Source organism: Burkholderia sp. SIMBA_062 (genome assembly GCF_046534765.1).
GTDB classification, from domain to species: domain Bacteria; phylum Pseudomonadota; class Gammaproteobacteria; order Burkholderiales; family Burkholderiaceae; genus Burkholderia; species Burkholderia ambifaria.
In genome coordinates this window covers 223,448-241,060 of record NZ_JAWRYD010000004.1, presented here as the reverse complement: position 1 = coordinate 241,060, position 17,613 = coordinate 223,448, and the positions used below count along the sequence as shown (strand labels likewise).

The following is a 17,613-nucleotide window of genomic DNA, read 5'->3' as shown; positions in this document are numbered from 1 at the left end:
TCTTCAATGGCGGATGCCGGTTGGGCTCGGCGGCGGGCCGGGGCCACGCCGCACGACGTGCGTCATTCGTCGCCGGCATCGTCCGACATGAACGCACGCATGAACACGAGCGCGCCGAAGCCCCAGACCGCGTTCGCGGCGAAGCCTGACGCGAGCACCGGCATCATGTTGCCCGACGGCCAGATTCCGCGCAGCGGATCGATCGCGAACACACGCGCCGCCGTCAGCACGATGCCGCCGAACACCAGCGCGCCGATCCACGGCGCCTCGCGATCCGGCGACACGCGCAGCAGCCATGCCATCGGGATCGCACAGCACGCGCTGATTAGCGCGTTCGCGACAAATTCAGGAATGCCGAGCGGTGCGAACGGTTGCGTGGAGAACCCGGCTGCGGCGATCAGGTCGGCCGTGTGCAGCAGCGCGAGCGTCGCTTCGCGAAAGAAGAGGGCGGCCAGGAAGCCGGACAGGAACGGCAGGATGACTTTCTGCATCGGTAAGTGCATTGCAGGCGCGGCTGGCCGGGGCCGTCCGCGCGAAGTTGTTCGGATTGGTGCGCCATTATAGGGCCCGGCCGCTGCGATATTCGCTGGAGCGTCGTGCTAATCACGAAAGCGGAAAACCTAAGCTCAAAAAAATCGTTCCAAAGCCCTGCACCGATCCATAGACTGATTTCCCAGAAACAGCCGTGCAATCGCGTACTCGCCCGCGGCACGGCCCGACCGGCGAGCCATCCCGATTCGAACGCACATCATGCATGCGTCGCTCATCCGCGACGCGAGCAGGGCCTCGTTTTATCCAGATTCCGGCAAGGACAGTCAAGCAGGAGCAGCAGATGAATGTTTTCTGGTTTATCCCCACGCATGGCGACAGCCGTTACCTCGGTACCGCCGAAGGCGCGCGCGCCGCGGATTACGACTATTTCAAGCAGATCGCCGTCGCGGCCGATACGCTCGGCTATGAAGGCGTGCTGCTGCCCACCGGCCGCTCCTGCGAGGATGCGTGGGTCGTCGCGTCGAGCCTGATTCCCGCGACGCAGCGCCTGAAGTTCCTGGTCGCCGTGCGCCCGGGCATCGCATCGCCCGGCCTCGCGGCGCGGATGGCCGCGACGTTCGACCGCCTGTCGGGCGGCCGCCTGCTGATCAACGTCGTGACGGGCGGCGACGCCGCCGAGCTCGAAGGCGACGGACTGTTCGCCGATCACGACACGCGCTACGAGATCACCGACGATTTCCTGCACATCTGGCGCGGGCTGCTCGCCGCGTCGCACGACAACGGCGGCTTCGACTACATCGGCAAGCACCTTCAGTCGAAGGGCGGCAAGGCGCTTTATCCGCCCGTGCAGCGCCCGCATCCGCCGTTGTGGTTCGGCGGGTCGTCGCCGGCCGCGCACGCGATCGCCGCGGATCACATCGACACCTATCTGACCTGGGGCGAGCCGCCCGAGGCCGTCGCGAAGAAGATCGCCGACATCCGCGCGCGCGCCGAATCGCGCGGCCGCAAGATTCGCTTCGGCATCCGCATGCACGTGATCGTGCGCGAGACCGAGGACGAAGCATGGCGTGACGCCGAGCGCCTCATCAGCCGTCTCGATGACGAGACGATCGCCCGCGCGCAGAAGGCATTCGCGAACATGGATTCCGAAGGCCAGCGCCGGATGGCCGCGCTGCACGGCGGCAAGCGCGGCGGCCGCGACGCGCTCGAGGTGTATCCGAACCTGTGGGCGGGTGTCGGGCTCGTCCGTGGCGGCGCCGGAACCGCGCTCGTCGGCAACCCCGAGCAGGTCGCGGAACGCATGCGCGAATACGCGGATCTCGGCATCGAAACGTTCATCCTGTCCGGCTATCCGCACCTCGAGGAGTCGTACCGTTTTGCCGAACTCGTGTTCCCGCTGATCAACGGCGAGGGCGCAAAGCGGCCGTCCGGCCCGCTGTCGGGTCCGTTCGGCGAGATCGTCGGCAACAACTACCTGCCCAAGGCAAGCCAGAGCTGAGCGAAGGAGGCCTGCGATGACAACGAAAACGTCGACGACGGGCGCCGCCGTGGCCGCCCGAGCGTGGCGCGCAATCGCGCCGTGGCTCGTGCCGCTCGCGCTGCTGGTCGTATGGGAGGTCGGCGCGCGCGTCGGCTGGCTGTCGACCCGCGTGCTGCCCGACCCGGTGGCGGTCGTGCGCGCCGCATGGTCGCTCGTGACGTCGGGCGAAATGTGGGCGAACGTGAAGGTCAGTACCTGGCGCGCGCTGTTCGGTTTCGCGATCGGCGGCGGCGTCGGCCTGGCGCTGGGGCTTGCGACCGGCCTGTCGAAAGCGGCGGAGGTCGCGCTCGATTCGACGATCCAGATGATCCGCAACATCCCCGCGCTCGCGATGATTCCGCTCGTGATCCTGTGGTTCGGCATCGACGAGAAGGCGAAGCTGTTCCTCGTCGCGCTCGGCGTGTTCTTCCCCGTCTACATCAACACGTATCACGGGATCCGCTCGGTCGACGCAAACCTGATCGAGATGGCGAAGAGCTACGGCGTGCGGGGCTTCGCGCTGTATCGCGACGTGATCCTGCCCGGCGCATTGCCGTCGATTCTCGTCGGCGTGCGCTTCGCGCTCGGGCTGATGTGGGTGATGCTGATCGTCGCGGAAACGATCTCCGCGCAGTCGGGCATCGGCTACATGACGATGAACGCACGCGAATTCCTGCAAACCGATGTGGTGGTGGTCGGCATCCTGCTGTATGCGGTGCTCGGCAAGCTGGCCGACGTGCTGGCGAAATGGATCGAGCGCACGACGCTGCGCTGGCACCCCGCTTATCAATCAGGAGCAAAGGCATGAATGCGACCACTTCGGCGGCCGCCTACGGCCCGCTCGCTGGCGCGGATCTCGAGGCCGAACTCGCGCAGGCGCGCGTGACGGACGACGACGCACGGAATGCGGCTATCGTCGATCGGGACGGCCGCGCATCCGTCGTTCCGCTCGCGCGGCGGCGCACGGGCAGCCCTGCACCCGACGATGCGGTGACGCTGTCGGGCGTCAGCAAGCGCTTCGGCACGCGCACCGTGCTCGACAACGTCGAACTCGGCATCGCGCGCGGCAGCTTCGTCGCCATCGTCGGCCGCAGCGGCTGCGGGAAATCCACGCTGCTGCGCCTCGTCGCCGGGCTCGAGGCGCCGAGCAGCGGTGCGCTCGTGACGCGCGGCGAGGGCGGCGGCACGCTCGACACGCGGATCATGTACCAGGATGCACGGTTGCTGCCGTGGAAGACCGTGCTGCAGAACGTGATGCTGGGCCTGGGGCGCGGCGCGCGCGATCGGGCCCGCGCGGTGCTCGACGAAGTCGGGCTGCTCGAGCGTGCGAACGACTGGCCCGCGCAGCTGTCGGGCGGCCAGCGGCAGCGCGTCGCGCTCGCCCGCGCGCTGGTGCACCGGCCGCAACTGCTGCTGCTCGACGAGCCGCTCGGCGCGCTCGACGCGCTGACCCGCATCGAGATGCATGCGCTGATCGAGCGGTTGTGGCGCGAGCATCGGTTCACCGCGCTGCTCGTCACGCACGACGTGCAGGAAGCCGTCGCGCTGGGTGACCGCATCCTGCTGATCGAGCAGGGGCGCGTCGCCCTCGATCAGCAGGTACCGCTCGATCGGCCGCGTGCGCGCGCATCGGCCGCGTTCGCCGCGCTGGAAGACCGTGTGCTGCAACGCGTGCTCGCGGGCGGGCCGGGCGGCGCCGCTCGGGAGGCGGCACTTGAAGTCGATCACGTACGACCGGTCGGGCAGATTCGCTGGGCCGTTTAAATCCGGGCGGCACCAGCCGCCCGTTCTCAGACTTTTTCTTCGGAGCGATCAACCCGATGAGCATCACTGCAATCAACGTACGTAACCAGTTCAAGGGCAAGGTGAAGGAGATCATTCGCGGGCCGGTGGTGTCCGAGGTCGACGTCGAGACGCCGTTCGGCATCGTCACGTCGGTGATCACGACGCGTTCGGTCGACGAGCTAGAGCTGAAGGTCGGCGCCGAAGTCGTCGCGCTCGTGAAGTCCACCGAAGTGTCGATCGCGCGCCTTTGAGCGCGGGTTGGCGCGCCGGCGCGGCGCGTGCGGCCTGACCGTGCGCGACGCACCGGCTTTCGCGTCGCGCGTTTGCCTCGGTATTCGGCGTCCGGACGAAGTGCTAGGATGGAACGACACCGACGCCGGAGGCCAACGCATGACCCCCATCCTTTCTCCCGAAGCCATCGAGGCGCTGAAGTGGATCGACCAGTTCGGCGACAGCCGGGCGGTCCCCGCCGCGTTCGACGATGTCGTCTATGCGTTGCTCAACGAGGGGCTCATCTACCAGGCGGCTGCCAACCGTGTCGACCTGACCGCCGACGGCAAATCCGTTTTGTCTAACGAATACGATTGAGCGCACGGCGCCGGCCGCCAAGGCGGCCTGGCGCTGCGTCGCCACGGAGCGAGCGATGGAACCGAGAGGCAGCGATCTCGGCGATTTCAGCGAGCCGTACCGCGGCTACGAGATCGAGGTGAAGACCGAGCAGGTGTGGGACGGCGAGCGTGCGCACTACCGTGTGCTGCAAGGCGCGGCCGTGCGGATCGACTGGCGGCTCGTGAAGGTCGACGGGATGCTGCTCACCGAACGGCGCGTGATCGAGCGCGTACTCGACGAGGCGCGGCGGGCCGTCGACGCCGAACTGGGCGAGGGCGGGCCGGTCTAGTCAACCTGCCGGGCTGGGCTCGTCGCGTTGCGGTAAAATGTCGGGTTGTTTCCCGCGCCGCTTGCTGCCCCGAATTCCATGTCCGCACCGTCCTCGCTTCCTCCCCGCCGCGTCTGCGTGGCGCCCATGCTCGACTGGACCGACCGTCATTGCCGTTCGTTCCATCGCACGCTGACGCGCGACACGTGGCTGTATACGGAAATGATTACCACGGGCGCGCTGCTGTTCGGCGACGCGCAGCGGCATCTCGCGTTCGCGCCGAACGAATCGCCGGTCGCGCTGCAGTTGGGCGGCAGCGAACGGGACGATCTCGCGCGCGCCGCGAAACTCGGCGAGCAATGGGGCTATGACGAGATCAACCTGAATTGCGGCTGTCCGTCCGAGCGCGTGCAGCGGGGAGCGTTCGGCGCGTGCCTGATGAACGAGCCGCAGCTCGTCGCCGACTGCGTGAAGGCGATGCGCGATGCGGTCTCGGTGCCGGTCACGGTCAAGCACCGGATCGGCGTCGACGCGGTCGAGGATTATGCGTTCGTGCGGGACTTCGTCGGCAAGGTGGCGGAAGCGGGCTGCGAGACGTTCGTCGTGCACGCGCGCAATGCGATCCTGAAGGGGCTGTCGCCGAAGGAGAACCGCGAGATCCCGCCGCTCAAGTACGACTATGCGTATCAACTGAAGCGCGATTTTCCGTCGCTGGAGATCGTGATCAACGGCGGGATCAAGACGCTCGACGAAGTCGCGCAGCATCTCGAGCATGTCGACGGCGTGATGCTCGGCCGCGAGGCTTATCACAACCCGTATGTGCTCGCGGGCGTCGATGCGCGCTTCTATGGTTCAACCGCGGCGGTGCCGACGCGCGAAGAGGCCGAGGCGAAACTGATCGAATACTGCGCGGCGGAATTGAAGCGCGGCACGTACCTCGGCGCGATCGTCCGGCACGCACTCGGGCTGTATCGCGGCGTCGGCGGTGCACGCGGCTGGCGTCGCGTGCTGTCGGACAACAAGAAGCTCGCACGCGGCGATCTGGCCGTGTTCGACGAGGCGCGCACGCATCTGAACGACGCGATCGAAAATTTTGAAAAAAATGCTTTGCAAGACGGAAAAGTGTTCGTATAATCTTGTTCTTCGCTGCTGAACACGAACGAAACGAAACAGCGAAGAAACAAAGCAGTATCAGTGGTGGCTGTAGCTCAGTTGGTAGAGTCCAGGATTGTGATTCCTGTCGTCGTGGGTTCGAGTCCCATCAGCCACCCCACAGAATTCCCAGCGGTATCAAGTAGTGAGAAACGGCACTGAGATTTTATCCAGTGCCGTTTTTGTTTTTAAATTCCCAAATTGGGAATCGCATGCCGCGTCGCTTTACGATTTTCGTTCGATCGTAGACGCGTGCCGCCATCGCCGGATTCGCGTGCAACGCACCACGTCCGCCTTGTGCCGAGTCACGTAATACGCGTGCAGGTCGTGGAACGTGAAGCGCCTCCCTATCTTCTTCAGCCCCAGCGCCTTGTTCATCAGCTTCGACCACTCGGTGTTGAAGCCGGCCGGGGTGTAGTGCGTCGCATACCGATTGGAGAACACGTACAGGCACTCGTCCTTGCGAGTGGCGCGCAGGCGCGCGATGAACTCCGACAGCGCGGGCGTGATCTCGATGTGCCCGATGACTTCGCCGCATTTCTTTCCGCCGACGATTTCGAAAGTCTCGATTGCAGCAAGGGCGCCTTGCACCGTCAGCGATACGGGATGCTCGACAGGGGATGCGGCGAGAAGGTCGAGGTCGCGCGCGATGCCTTGCAGGATGTCGACGTCTTCCTGACTCCGTTCTGTCTCTGCACTTGCGCCGCCTTCTCGCTGGTCGACGATGTCGAGCTTGAGCAGGATTTCATGCGCGCATTGGCTCAGCATGCGGTGTGGTCCGTCAGCGCATCAGCGCGGCTCTTGTCAGTGGTCGTCATACCCGTTCCTTGAATAGGCTATTGGCCGAATCCAATGAGGTTTCGGCGGAACCCGGAGGTGCGTCACGGTCTTTTGTGGGCGTACCATGGGCCCGACAGTTCCTCGTCCCATGCACGTCGCATGGTTCGTTCGCCCCGGCGAGTTTCACGGACATCGTCGGGGCTTTTTTTGGCGCGGCGTGCTCGCCCCGCAGACGATCGCGGCGGTACAGGCGACCGATCCGCTGCGCATGCGCACGTGAATACGTGCACGTCGGCGCGTCGATTCCTGATCTTCGTCGTGATCGCGGTCCGCCATTTCCCGTCGCTGCGATGCGACGTTCTATTGAATGCTTCCTGGCGGAACAAAACGCGGATTGCGCCAAGCCTGCACGCCATCCACGATCAACTCCGGTATCCAGTTCTTGACCTGATAGAAAGCCGGCCTCTCCATTTCGATCAGCCAGCCGGCGGGCGTCAGAATGTCGTAGAGTCGCCCTTCGATGTGCTTCGAGTGAGTGCCGATCAGAATGTAGGCGACCTTCTCATTGAGGAGCGAGAGACACGATTCGATCAAGGCAGCTTCACCGCCCTGGATGTCGAAATGCAAGAGATCGATGCGATCTCGATCGCCGATTGCCGACGCTAAAGAGATCATCGGCAAGATGTCGTGACTGCCGTTCGCAACGGCCTCGTCTTGCTGCTCTTTGGTCGCGCCGAAAACCGGCTCAAGCCCCCAGCTGTGGCCGGCATGCTCCTGACGAGGGAAGAGTGCGCTTCCTGAGGTCGCGGCTGCGACGCCCCGATGCAGCGTATATTCGCCCTGCGCGAACCCGTTGCGGGCGAGTGCTTCTCGGGCGAATTCAAGATGGCCTTCGTCGCCCTCGATGCCTACGACATGTACCTTTGGCCGGTACGTTTGACGGCCATGCCAGTATTATTCATCCAGCAACCCCAGCCACAGCCCAGCTCGATCATGGTGAATGTATCGGGGCGCGCCAATTCCACGGCGTGCAATGCCGAGGCCCATTCCGCAATATCGGCATGCCAGTTGGCCGGCAGCGGAAAATGATCCAGTTTGCCGCCCTGATCTGCAAGAAAAGGCAGAATTTTCGGGTCCACCAGCACGCCAAGCCAGTTCGTCTGGAATCCAGGCGTCGGCTTTCTGTCGTGTACTTCATGGCGACGCATACATTCAAGCGCGTCAAAATTGGCGTAATAGGCAAAGAACGGCGTGCCACGAGTCGCCTCCACTTGATTTTCCAGATCGCGAATCCTCTGTTCGGCGGCTAGAAGCGCTTCGGCCAGTGCGTTACGGTTATCGTGGAGCTTGCGAATTGGACCGATCGAGCGGCCAAGACTTTTCATCAAGGTCATTCCCTCCACTCCTGCGTCTCGTGCTAGGGCGACTGTTATCGTGGGATACCGGCGCGAGCACTTCTCGCCCGGCGGAAGTACGCAACAAGCTTTCAGTGGGATCAAGATGATGCGCCATAGCATAGCGATCGAAGGCTGCGGGCGCTAGTCGAGCCACCACGGATATTGGATGGCCTTCGAAAGTCGCCTCCAGCCGGTCCGGTGTGATGTGCGCGGTGCTGCTGCGTCGATTCGAGTGGCGTCATTCCCCGGAGCGTTCGGCTCATCCTCATTTCGGGTAATTCGCATGCAGCGTTTCGATACCGCAGCCGGTGCCGTTGCGTCATTCGAAAGTTGTCACCCAGGCAGCGCTGCGTCGTTCGCGAACTCGCCAGGCCAAAACGATCGTCCTGGCACGCCCGTCGCACGCAAATTGGCGGAATAAGCCAGTGACTTGGCGCAAGCCGCCCATGCTTAACATGCTTGCATTCGTGTAATGTATAGATTCCTCGTGCCCTCGATTTTCCAGGGCCGTTCTGTCCTGGCGCCCCGGAAGGCGCCGGGGCATTTTTTTGCCAGCTGCGGCGCCGTGCAACATCTGATGCGATTCGCGAGGCAATCCGCCGCTGAAAACATCGCGGCTGCTACACTTTCCCGGCCTCGATTACGCAACGCAAGCGACCCCAGCATGCCGGAAACCCCAACCTTCACACTGCGCAGCGCGACGTCACACGACGCAGAGCGCGTCGCGGGCTTGCATACGCTGAGCTGGCAGAACGCCTATAGCCATATCCTGCCCGCGGCCTATCTGTCCGATGAGGTGCCGACGGAGCACGCGACGCGGTGGCGACACTATTTCGATCGCAACGAAGCGGAATGGGGCCTCGTGCTGATCGCGGAATCGGACGGTGCGCCCATCGGTTTCGTGAGCGCCGAAAGACCGGTCGATCCGGCGCTCGGCGTCCTGCTCGATTGCCTTCACGTCCTTCCCGCACATCACGGAAGCGGGATCGGCAAGCGCATGATCGAAGCCGTTCGCGCATGGACTCGAAATATCGGCGTGGACAAGGTTCATCTTTTGGTGCTCGAGGGCAACGTCCGCGCGATTGGCTTCTACGAGCACAACGGCTGGCGATTGGCGGGCGTCGAAACCAGCGTCATCGGCCGGACGGAAGTCGCCGACCGGATCTACATGATCGAGGCCTGACGGCCTGTCGGCATCGCACCGTGCGCATGCCCGCTGCATGACCCATTCCGCTATCGACCAAGGTTCCATCCGTCACTCGCCGCAATACCGCACGAGCAGATCGGCCTCCGTGTCATGCACCTCGACAGGCAGGCTCGTCGCCCCCGCATGCGCCAGATAGCGCGCGCGATGCTGACCGTTGCGGAACGACGCGACGCCGACTTTCGACAGGCCCGGGATGCCGAGCAGCGTCCGCGTTCTCATCTCGCGGAACGTGATGAAGGGCATATCGGGAATCCGGGGCTCGGCCGGGTCGAGGAATTCGCGGATGCCGGCGGCCTTGCCGGGCGCCCAGTACTGAACCGCCGGCAGCACGTAGTCGGTCGTATCGCGATCGGCGCAGGCGAGCAGTTTCGTCAGGTCGACCATCACGACGCGATGCCGCGAGTCGTCGGATGCGAATACCCGCTTGAGATGCGTATAGGCATAGGCGGCGTGTCCCGGAAGCTGGACGATCCAGACATCGACGCCGTCATGTTGTGCCCGAGCGAGTGTCATTGTTTCCTTCGGTGGCGAAGCGATTTTTGTGGCGGCAGGGTAGCAGCACGGTCGCGGTGGCGGATCCGGCAGATACCAATCGCGAAACATGATTTCACGAAAATCCGAAAAGACAAATCGCTGATTCAAGGAAAACGGAATCATGCGGTTTTAGCCATGCACGCGACATGCCAGAAGTCGCGGCGCGATATAAGAAATCGCCCGCATCAATCAAAAATCCGCACGCGAATCATGAACATAGGAACGCTGCTGACTGCCGGCGCGATCGTCGCTGCCCGGCGCGCCTGCGAGGGGGCATGGGCTTTCCGGTTGAAAGGGTGAGTTGCCGCACAGACGGTTGCACGGGCCACGATGAGAATCAGACCGGTTGACCGTTCTACCCCGGCCCGGTCAACCGTTTCCCCGCTCGCTCGCGCAGGAGCGGGGCTTTTTGCCCGCCCGGCGCATGCAAGCCGCGTCGGCGAAACCGGACAGGCGTTCGGCACGCGGCGTTTCGCACCCCCGGCATTCGTTCGCCTGATCCGCATGAATCGCTTTCCTCGTGCCTGAGCGGCCGCTCGGGCCCATCGCAGGCTAAGGCCGGCGATGCCCTGGTCCCGGCGGCGCGCGCTCGCGCTGCCGGGATGCTTTTTTGTCCCGAACCCGTCAAGGCCCGGTCGCGCGCAACGCGCGTGTCGGCCGGATCAGCCCGCCTGCTCGACGCTGGTTTCCCAGCCGTCGTATTCGCCGCCAAGCGAGCGTACTTCGCGATTGATCTCGAGCGTATGGTGCGTGATGTCGGCCAGCACCATCGTGCCTTCGTGCGCAAACCGCACGGCCGATTTGCCGTCCTCGGTCGGTGCGACCGATTCGACCAGATAGCCTTTCGACTCGGCCCAGTCGGCGAACTGGTGCGCGTCGCTCGGCTCCGGGAAGTAGGCCCAGTGCATCACGCGCCGGCTCATGTCGCTCACGTCGCCTTTCTGCCGCAGCGCCTCGAGCACGCGCATGTCGCGCATCAGTTGCCAGTCGTCGTCGGTCGGGTAGAGCGTGCGCCAGTACGTTTCCTTGTCCGGATCGTCCTGGTACGCGTACTGAAGTGCGTAGGTCGTCTGTTCGGCCAGCGAGTCGACGATGCCGGTCGCGGTTTCTTCGTCGAACGGCACGTAGAACAGGAAATCCTGGTTGCCGTCGACCGTGACGCGGCCGACCTGCACGCCGTCTTTCGCGGTCACGGCGGCGTCCAGCAGATCCTCGATCTTCGTGAGATCGGCGAACTCGTCACCGCTCGGCAGACCTTCGGGCGTCGGATGCGCCAGCGTGACGCGTACGCTGAGCAGCGACGTGCGCGGATCGCTTTCGGCGATTTCCGCAAAGCGGTGATTGAAGCTGATGAAAGCCTGATGGTCGCCCATTCTGGCAGGGAAGGTTCCCCAGGCGTCGGTCATGTGTTTCTCCCGTGCACGATTGTCTGTTGACGGTTGCAAAGCGTCCCAATGTATCATCGAAAATCGCGCTGGCCGACGCCGCGCCGATGATTGTCGATCCGGCTGGCCTGGCTGGCCCGATGGCAGTCGAATTCGCCTGCTATCGCGCGATCGTCGGCTTCCGGCGTCGGGCGTTCGCCCGGCCGCAATCGTTTCGAAGGAGATTCCGATGTCGATGTTCGCTGTGAATGGTGTCCGAATCGACGTGCTCACTGCGCGTGTGACGCACGTGCGCTGGGCGGCCGTCAATCCGACGGATCGGTCGTGGGCGGCCACGCCGAGCGAGGCGCCGGTGGAGGAAGTGGCACGCGCGCTTGCTGCGGGCAACGACGTTCATGCCGTGTTTGACGAAGCGGACGGAACGGCGGTGGGGCCGAAACTGAAGCGCGTGCTGTATCGCGACGCGTCGGCAGGGATCGAACTCGACATCGATGCGACGAACGAGTCGCGCACGTTGCGTGATCTTCCGCAGATCTGAAAGGCGATCGGCCCGTGTTCCCGCGAGCCGCCCACACATGAATCACGCTACCGCGCACGAAGCCATGTCCAGATACGCCATTGCCCCGTTGGGAGCCGCACTCTGTCTGATGCTCGCGGCCTGTCAGACCGAATCCATGCAGCCGTCGCCCGAGACCGCATCGGCCGCGATTCCGGCTTCGTCGCCGGCGACGCAGATTCGCGCAATCGGCGTCGCGCCGCACCTCGCGGCGCAGAGTCACTGGGCGGTCGGTCAATGCACGTCCAACGGCACGGTCAACGTGTGCAATTGACGGGAGCGGCCGAAACGGTGAGCGAAGCAAGCGAAACGAACGATTCCGGCTCGCATGTCGATCCGGTTGCGGGAACGGTGATCGGCGCGTTGCCGATGGTCCTGCCGGTCGACGGCCGCAGTTTCAGGCGCAAGGCGATCGTCTGCGGGGCGCTGGCCGGGTTGGCCGCGTGCGGGTACGCGGCCGACCGGACGCTCTGGCCGGTGGGGGCACTGGCCGTGGTGCTGGCTCTCGCGAGCGGCGCCTTCTTCTTCGGGTCGCGCCGCAAGATGGCGCTGCATATCGACGAAACCGGCTTCAGGCTGGTCGGTTCCGTGCGTGAAAAGCCGGTGACGCGGTGGCGCGACGTGACCGAGTTCGGGATGATCAGCGTCGCAGGCAACCGGTACATCGGCTACCAGTTCTCGGCGCACTCGTCGCGCACGAGGGTGCCCGGCGGCGTGATGCTGCCGATCAACCGGTTCGCCGACCTTCCGCTCGACGCGGTTGCCGCGTTGCTCGAAGCGTGCCGTCGGCAGTTCGGCATGCCGGATGATCCTGTCGGCCGAACGGACTGATCCCGTGCGTCGTGCGTGATCTGGCCGCCCTGTCGCGAGCGATAAAAAATCCGGGCATGCGTGTCGATTTCCGTCGAGGCCGTCCGTCGTAGCGTTGGAGGCGTGCGCATCGTGCGTCCGTCCCGATTTTCGACACGACAACCGACTGAAGGAGCGACACCCATGGCCACGTCCGTCAACCCGATCCCGGAAGGAATGCGCACGCTGACGCCGCATCTGATCTGCGCCGGCGCAGCCGCAGCCATCGATTTCTACAAGCGTGCGTTCAACGCGACCGAACGGTTTCGCCTGCCGACCCCGGACGGCCGGCTCGCGCACGCGTGCCTCGCGATCGGCGATTCCACGCTGATGCTCGTCGATGAAATGCCGGAGCATGGCGCACTCGGACCGAAGGCACTGAAAGGCACGTCGGTCTGCCTGCACCTGTACGTGCCGGACACCGACGCGGCGATCGCGCAAGCCGTCGCGGCCGGCGCAACGGTCACGATGCCGGCCGCCGACATGTTCTGGGGCGATCGCTATGGGCAAGTGGAGGATCCGTTCGGCCATCGCTGGTCGATCGCGACCCATCAGGGCGATCTGACGCCCGAGCAGATCGCGCAAGCGATGGCGAGCGCGCCGCCGTGCGGAAGCTGAGCGAGTCGGGCGAAGCCGGCTGAGCGCGGCTCGCGCCTGCGGATGCAGCGGCGCGGATCGTCGCGTATCGGCACGCGGTTCGTCTGCCCTCATGCGTCGGTGGCCTTGCCACGGTGGTTGTCCTCGTACCTGCGACGATCGGCTGAGGCGAGCAGCGCGGCGACGTGATGCCGCGCAGGGTTCGTATGCGGCGTGACCGGCACTGGACCGGATCGCATAGCCGCGTGCGTCGGCCGCGTTGCGCAGGGCGAGCGTCTGCGTGACGCGCGCGATCGGCTCGCCGACGTCGTCCGGATCGGCGGTGCTCAACAGCGCTCAACAGCACGACGATCCGTCGCTGCCGAGCCGGGCGAGTGCGCCGGCGCAGAGTTCGCGCTTCCGCGTGCGCCGACGGGTAGGCCGTTCGGTGCGGCGCGCAGCCGGCCTGCGTGGAAGCGGATGCCCGGCTGGCCCGTGACGAGCGGGTTGTCGCGGAAGCGATCGTTGTTGCGCGCGCGCTGGACCACCCTCATGTCGTTCGCGAGCTGCGCATGCGCCATGCGAGCAGAACCATGCAGGCGCTTCACGCGTGCACGAGATGAATTTGTGTCCGGTGCCTCAAGCTGTCCGGTGCGATGCCGTAAATAGGACGAGTCAATCGTTCATCTATCGCACCATGGTCCGAATTCTGTACGCGGGTTATCTCGCGCTGGCGCTGTACCTGCTTTATCCGATGGTCCAGAGCACGCTGACCTTCAGCTCGGACTGCGTACTGCGCGCGCTGCCGGGCGGCAATCGCGATCTGCCGAAGTTTTCGTCAAGCGATGCGCACGCGCGGGCGAGCCGGTGTGTCGCGACCGCGCATGTCGCGGAGCGATCGCCCGAGATTCATTGATTTCATCGATTCCGCTGCTAGCGGTGCGGTCACGCTGCGTGTGCCGGCCATTCGGCCAGGTTGATTGCCGCGTCATGCGCAGCGATCATTGACGACATCACGAAGCGAATGCATGCAACGACGCGCGTCGGCCGCGCCGCATGCGAGTGGCGATTGCGTTTGTGCGATGCGTCAGTACGACGAGCGGTACGGCGCGCCCTGGTCGAAGCGGCTTTGCCAATGCGCGAGATAGCGCGACGCGAGTTGCGGATTGTTCCAGACCACGACGACGTTTTCGGAATTGCGGCTGGCTGCCGAAGCGCTGTAGTTGAACGAGCCGGTCTCGACATGTTCGGCATCGATCACGAGGTACTTGTCGTGATGGATGGCGTAGGCGTCGATCGTGCGCGTCGGAATGCCCGCGTTGACGAGCAGGTTCAGCGCCTGCTTGCTGCTCTTGGCGCGATTGCCCTTGTCGTCCACGACGACCGCGACATTCACGCCGCGGCGCTTCGCGGCGAGCAGCGCGCGCGTGACGGGCGGCGACGTGAACGAGTAGGCGGCCACGCGAATCGAGGTGCGCGCGGCGCCGATCGCCTTCAGTACGAGCGCCTCGGCGCCGCCATCGGGCGAGAACGCCGATTCGACGGCCTGCGTGGCGGGTGCTTCATGGGCCGGCGTCGGCAGCAGTTGCGCGATGAAGTCGATTGCCTGCTGCAGCAGCGATTCATTGTGCGTCTTGCCGAAGGCGGCGAAGGGTGTGGCGAGCAGGGAAGCGGCGAGGCAGGTGGCGGCGAGGCGTTTGCGCGACAACATCTTGGACAGCGAATGATTTTGAGACGGCGGGCCGTGAGTGTAACGCAGCACGGTGGCGCGGTCACGCCCGGATGCGAATGGAAGCGATGGCGTAACAGCCTGCAGCGGGGATGGGGCGGTGCTCATCATGCCGCGGGGTTTTCCGCAGCGACCGGATGGGCGCGCCGGTTGACGAAGGTCGATTGTTCAGCGCGTGCGTGCGCAGGTGGAACGACAAGGCCGCGCATGAACAAATGCGCTTACGCGCTGGTGCAGGTTCAATGCGCTGTGCGATCGATGAGATGAGGGCCGCGGGCCGGGCGCGGCAACGCGATTGTTCGGTAGGCTGAAACGCATGCAACTCGCACCCGCATGAGGCCGCGCTGCGATGCGCAGGGCACGCGCGCCGCGTCAGGCATCAGGCATCAGGCATCAGGCATCAGGCATCAGGCATCAGGGCTCCATCGGCCCGATTGCCTCGGGTGCGACCCATCCGGGGCCGGGCTCCGGCTGCACGTCGTGGGCATCGAGCGGCTCGCCGCATGCGGAGCACACCGCGACTGCATGCATCAGCTCACCACAGGTGTGATGGCGCAATTGCAGCGGCGGCCCCTGGCCGTCGTCCTTCCAGCGGTCGCCCCACGTCATCAGCGCGAGCAGGGCCGGATAAAGATCAAGGCCTTTTTCGGTCAACCGGTATTCGAACCGCGGAGGCCGTTCCTGATACGCGCGCTTGACCAGCACGCCTTCGTCGACGAGGCGCGCGAGCCGCTCGGCCAGCACGTGGCGCGTGAGGCCCAGTTGCGTCTGGAACGCATCGAAGCGGCGGCAGCCGAGAAAGGCATTGCGCAGGATCAGCATGGTCCAGCGATCGCCCAGCACGGCGAGCGTGCGCGCGACCGAACAGTTCAGCGTACCGATGTCATCCCATTTCATCGTCGAGTCTCGCGCGGCGGTTCATCAAAGAAGCGGGTTCGATTATAGAACTGACCTTCGGCTGCAACGGGCGTCGGCTGCGTTGACAAGCTCGGGGCGGTTGTCAATAATAAGTTCTAATTTGGAACTTACATGCGCGGCGACGCGCCATCAACCCCGGAGACAACCCGATGAATCCGCTTTCCCTGTCCGGTCTCGATCTGCTGCGTGCGGCCGCGGCCGGAGACGTGCCGCTCGCGTCGATTTCCGAAACGATCCCGATGCGTCCGCTGGGCGTCGAGCTCGGCTATGTGAAGTTTTCCGCGCGGGCGGACGGCCGGCACCTGAATCCGCTCGGTGGCGTGCATGGCGGATTCGCCGCGACGGTGCTCGACTCGGTCACGGGCTGCGCGGTGCATTCGATGCTCGACGCGGGCGTCGGCTACGGCACGGTCGACCTGCATGTGAAGATGCTGCGTCCCGTGCCGCGCGACGTCGACCTGATCGCCGAAGGGCGCGTGATTCACCTGTCGCGTTCGCTCGGCGTCGCGGAAGGCACGCTGAAGACGCCCGACGACAAGATCGTCGCGCACGCATCGGCGACCTGCTTCATTCAGCGGCCGCAGTGACGCAGCGGCGGCGGCGTGCCACCTCGGCCGTCCGACGTCACCCGAACGACGCACAGGCGGAGGCGCCCGCCATCCGCATGAGCGAGGGCCGTGCACACGCCGAAGGCCGCCCGTAAGGGTGCGACTCGGCCATCTGAAGCGTTCTGTTCAATGTGATAGCGTTTCTGCTTTCCACTGACGTGACAGGAACAGCATGGAATACCGCACACTCGGCGATTCGGGCATCGAGGTCAGCCTGATCGGTCTCGGCACGATGACGTGGGGCGAGCAGAATTCGGAGCGCGACGCCCACGAGCAGATCGATTACGCGCTCGGGCAGGGCGTCACGCTGATCGACGCTGCGGAGATGTACCCGGTGCCGCCGAAGCCTGACACCCAGGGCCGCACGGAGCAGTACATCGGCACCTGGCTCGCGCAGCATCGCGCGCAACGCGACCGGATTGTGCTCGCGACGAAGATCGCGGGCCCGGCGCGGCAGCCGCACAATCCGCGCCACATTCGCGGCGAAGGCAACCAGTTCGATCGCAAGAACCTGACCGAGGCGCTCGACGGCAGCCTGAAGCGCCTGCAGACCGACTATGTCGACCTGTACCAGTTGCACTGGCCCGATCGCAGCACGACGACATTCGGCCGCCCTGCGTATCCGTGGGTCGACGATGCGTATACGGTGCCGATCGAGGAAACGCTGGGCGTGCTCGCGGAATTCGTGAAGGCCGGCAAGGTCCGCGCGATCGGCGTGTCGAACGAAACGCCGTGGGGTGTCGCGCAATTCCTGCGCGCGGCCGAGAAGCTCGGGCTGCCGCGCATCGCGAGCATCCAGAACCCGTACAGCCTGCTGAACCGCACGTTCGAGAACGGCCTGTCCGAGTTCACGCATCGCGATGGCGTCGGCCTGCTCGCCTATTCGCCGCTCGCATTCGGCTGGCTGTCCGGCAAGTACGAGAACGGCGCGCGTCCGGCCGGCGCGCGTATCACGCTGTTCGAGCGCTTCCAGCGCTACAGCAAGCCTCACGCCGTCGAAGCGACGTCGCGCTATGTCGCGCTCGCGAAGCGGCACGGGCTGTCGCCCGCCCAGCTGGCGCTCGCGTTCGTCAACAGCCGGCCGTTCGTCCGCAGCAACCTGGTCGGCGCGACGTCGCTCGACCAGCTGAAGGAGAACATCGGCAGCATTGACGTGAAGCTGTCCGACGAGATCGTGGTCGAGATCGACGCGCTGCACGAACTGCAGCCGAACCCGGCGCCCTAAACGGCGAGCGGCCCGCGCGGCAGG

23 protein-coding genes and 1 tRNA gene are annotated in these 17,613 nt (G+C 64.9%); 16 read left to right on the top strand and 8 right to left on the bottom strand.

Features of this window, described 5'->3' with window-relative positions; translation table 11 throughout:
- Positions 1-62: 62 nt before the first annotated feature.
- Positions 63-491, bottom strand: a complete 429-nt coding sequence (locus tag SB786_RS06020; RefSeq protein ID WP_410726719.1) for a hypothetical protein — start codon at positions 489-491, stop codon at positions 63-65.
- A gap of 341 nt (positions 492-832) precedes the next feature.
- On the opposite strand from SB786_RS06020, the gene ssuD reads away from it, so the two are divergent.
- The 8 genes from ssuD (at position 833) to SB786_RS05980 (ending at position 5,946) form a co-directional block, all read left to right on the top strand.
- A complete protein-coding gene (ssuD, locus tag SB786_RS06015; protein ID WP_410726718.1) occupies positions 833-1,990 on the top strand; it encodes an FMNH2-dependent alkanesulfonate monooxygenase in 1,158 nt (385 codons plus the stop codon).
- Between the two features lie 16 nt (positions 1,991-2,006).
- A complete protein-coding gene (ssuC, locus tag SB786_RS06010) occupies positions 2,007-2,819 on the top strand; it encodes an aliphatic sulfonate ABC transporter permease SsuC (RefSeq protein ID WP_410726717.1) in 813 nt (270 codons plus the stop codon).
- Positions 2,816-3,775: an ATP-binding cassette domain-containing protein gene (locus SB786_RS06005; protein WP_410726716.1), complete on the top strand. Its 960-nt coding sequence runs from the start codon at positions 2,816-2,818 to the stop codon at positions 3,773-3,775. Before ssuC ends, SB786_RS06005 begins: the two co-directional genes overlap by 4 nt.
- Positions 3,776-3,831: 56 nt before the next feature.
- The gene (locus tag SB786_RS06000) at positions 3,832-4,047 is read left to right on the top strand and encodes a molybdopterin-binding protein (protein WP_006400187.1); all 216 of its coding nucleotides are present in this window, start codon (positions 3,832-3,834) and stop codon (positions 4,045-4,047) included.
- Between the two features lie 139 nt (positions 4,048-4,186).
- On the top strand, positions 4,187-4,384 hold the full coding sequence (locus tag SB786_RS05995) for a hypothetical protein (RefSeq protein WP_410726715.1): 198 nt from the start codon (positions 4,187-4,189) through the stop codon (positions 4,382-4,384).
- 55 nt (positions 4,385-4,439) lie between these two features.
- Positions 4,440-4,694 (top strand): hypothetical protein, encoded by a 255-nt coding sequence (locus tag SB786_RS05990; RefSeq protein ID WP_410726714.1) that lies wholly within the window; start codon positions 4,440-4,442, stop codon positions 4,692-4,694.
- A gap of 126 nt (positions 4,695-4,820) precedes the next feature.
- Positions 4,821-5,807: a tRNA dihydrouridine(20/20a) synthase DusA gene (dusA, locus tag SB786_RS05985; protein ID WP_410726713.1), complete on the top strand. Its 987-nt coding sequence runs from the start codon at positions 4,821-4,823 to the stop codon at positions 5,805-5,807.
- A gap of 63 nt (positions 5,808-5,870) precedes the next feature.
- Positions 5,871-5,946: transfer RNA gene (locus SB786_RS05980), tRNA-His, on the top strand.
- 104 nt (positions 5,947-6,050) lie between these two features.
- On the opposite strand, the gene SB786_RS05975 is transcribed toward SB786_RS05980, so the two are convergent.
- The 3 genes from SB786_RS05975 to SB786_RS05965 all read right to left on the bottom strand — a co-directional run bounded on the left by SB786_RS05975 (position 6,051) and on the right by SB786_RS05965 (position 7,999).
- Positions 6,051-6,593 (bottom strand): hypothetical protein, encoded by a 543-nt coding sequence (locus SB786_RS05975; RefSeq protein WP_410726712.1) that lies wholly within the window; start codon positions 6,591-6,593, stop codon positions 6,051-6,053.
- Positions 6,594-6,965: 372 nt separating this feature from the next.
- Positions 6,966-7,280, bottom strand: a complete 315-nt coding sequence (locus SB786_RS05970) for a hypothetical protein (RefSeq protein WP_410726711.1) — start codon at positions 7,278-7,280, stop codon at positions 6,966-6,968.
- A gap of 233 nt (positions 7,281-7,513) precedes the next feature.
- On the bottom strand, positions 7,514-7,999 hold the full coding sequence (locus SB786_RS05965) for a hypothetical protein (protein ID WP_410726709.1): 486 nt from the start codon (positions 7,997-7,999) through the stop codon (positions 7,514-7,516).
- Between the two features lie 667 nt (positions 8,000-8,666).
- Between SB786_RS05965 and SB786_RS05960 the strand changes: the two genes are divergently transcribed.
- Entirely contained in the window at positions 8,667-9,185 is a 519-nt protein-coding gene (locus SB786_RS05960) for a GNAT family N-acetyltransferase (RefSeq protein WP_410726804.1), read from the top strand.
- 72 nt (positions 9,186-9,257) lie between these two features.
- Here SB786_RS05960 and SB786_RS05955 read toward each other — a convergent pair whose 3' ends face one another.
- On the bottom strand, positions 9,258-9,722 hold the full coding sequence (locus tag SB786_RS05955) for a plasmid fertility inhibition factor family protein (RefSeq protein WP_410726803.1): 465 nt from the start codon (positions 9,720-9,722) through the stop codon (positions 9,258-9,260).
- A gap of 683 nt (positions 9,723-10,405) precedes the next feature.
- Positions 10,406-11,149 carry a DUF695 domain-containing protein gene (locus tag SB786_RS05950; protein ID WP_410726708.1) on the bottom strand — a complete coding sequence of 248 codons (744 nt, stop codon included), beginning with the start codon at positions 11,147-11,149 and terminating at the stop codon, positions 10,406-10,408.
- 208 nt (positions 11,150-11,357) lie between these two features.
- Here SB786_RS05950 and SB786_RS05945 point away from each other — a divergent pair, with 208 nt between their 5' ends.
- The 5 genes from SB786_RS05945 to SB786_RS05925 all read left to right on the top strand — a co-directional run bounded on the left by SB786_RS05945 (position 11,358) and on the right by SB786_RS05925 (position 14,025).
- On the top strand, positions 11,358-11,666 hold the full coding sequence (locus SB786_RS05945; protein WP_410726707.1) for a phosphatidylserine/phosphatidylglycerophosphate/cardiolipin synthase: 309 nt from the start codon (positions 11,358-11,360) through the stop codon (positions 11,664-11,666).
- Positions 11,667-11,703: 37 nt separating this feature from the next.
- The gene (locus SB786_RS05940) at positions 11,704-11,958 is read left to right on the top strand and encodes a hypothetical protein (RefSeq protein WP_410726706.1); all 255 of its coding nucleotides are present in this window, start codon (positions 11,704-11,706) and stop codon (positions 11,956-11,958) included.
- Positions 11,922-12,515 (top strand): aspartyl-tRNA synthetase, encoded by a 594-nt coding sequence (locus SB786_RS05935; protein WP_410726705.1) that lies wholly within the window; start codon positions 11,922-11,924, stop codon positions 12,513-12,515. Before SB786_RS05940 ends, SB786_RS05935 begins: the two co-directional genes overlap by 37 nt.
- 162 nt (positions 12,516-12,677) lie before the next feature.
- A complete protein-coding gene (locus tag SB786_RS05930) occupies positions 12,678-13,151 on the top strand; it encodes a VOC family protein (protein ID WP_410726704.1) in 474 nt (157 codons plus the stop codon).
- A gap of 655 nt (positions 13,152-13,806) precedes the next feature.
- Positions 13,807-14,025, top strand: a complete 219-nt coding sequence (locus tag SB786_RS05925) for a hypothetical protein (protein WP_410726703.1) — start codon at positions 13,807-13,809, stop codon at positions 14,023-14,025.
- Positions 14,026-14,196: 171 nt separating this feature from the next.
- On the opposite strand, the gene SB786_RS05920 is transcribed toward SB786_RS05925, so the two are convergent.
- Together SB786_RS05920 and SB786_RS05915 are read right to left on the bottom strand one after the other, a co-directional pair.
- Positions 14,197-14,820: a phospholipase D family protein gene (locus SB786_RS05920; RefSeq protein ID WP_410726702.1), complete on the bottom strand. Its 624-nt coding sequence runs from the start codon at positions 14,818-14,820 to the stop codon at positions 14,197-14,199.
- Positions 14,821-15,252: 432 nt separating this feature from the next.
- The gene (locus SB786_RS05915) at positions 15,253-15,735 is read right to left on the bottom strand and encodes a winged helix-turn-helix transcriptional regulator (protein WP_410726701.1); all 483 of its coding nucleotides are present in this window, start codon (positions 15,733-15,735) and stop codon (positions 15,253-15,255) included.
- 170 nt (positions 15,736-15,905) lie between these two features.
- On the opposite strand from SB786_RS05915, the gene SB786_RS05910 reads away from it, so the two are divergent.
- Together SB786_RS05910 and SB786_RS05905 are read left to right on the top strand one after the other, a co-directional pair.
- Entirely contained in the window at positions 15,906-16,343 is a 438-nt protein-coding gene (locus SB786_RS05910) for a PaaI family thioesterase (RefSeq protein WP_006757989.1), read from the top strand.
- Between the two features lie 193 nt (positions 16,344-16,536).
- A complete protein-coding gene (locus SB786_RS05905) occupies positions 16,537-17,589 on the top strand; it encodes an NADP(H)-dependent aldo-keto reductase (RefSeq protein ID WP_410726700.1) in 1,053 nt (350 codons plus the stop codon).
- Positions 17,590-17,613: the final 24 nt, after the last annotated feature.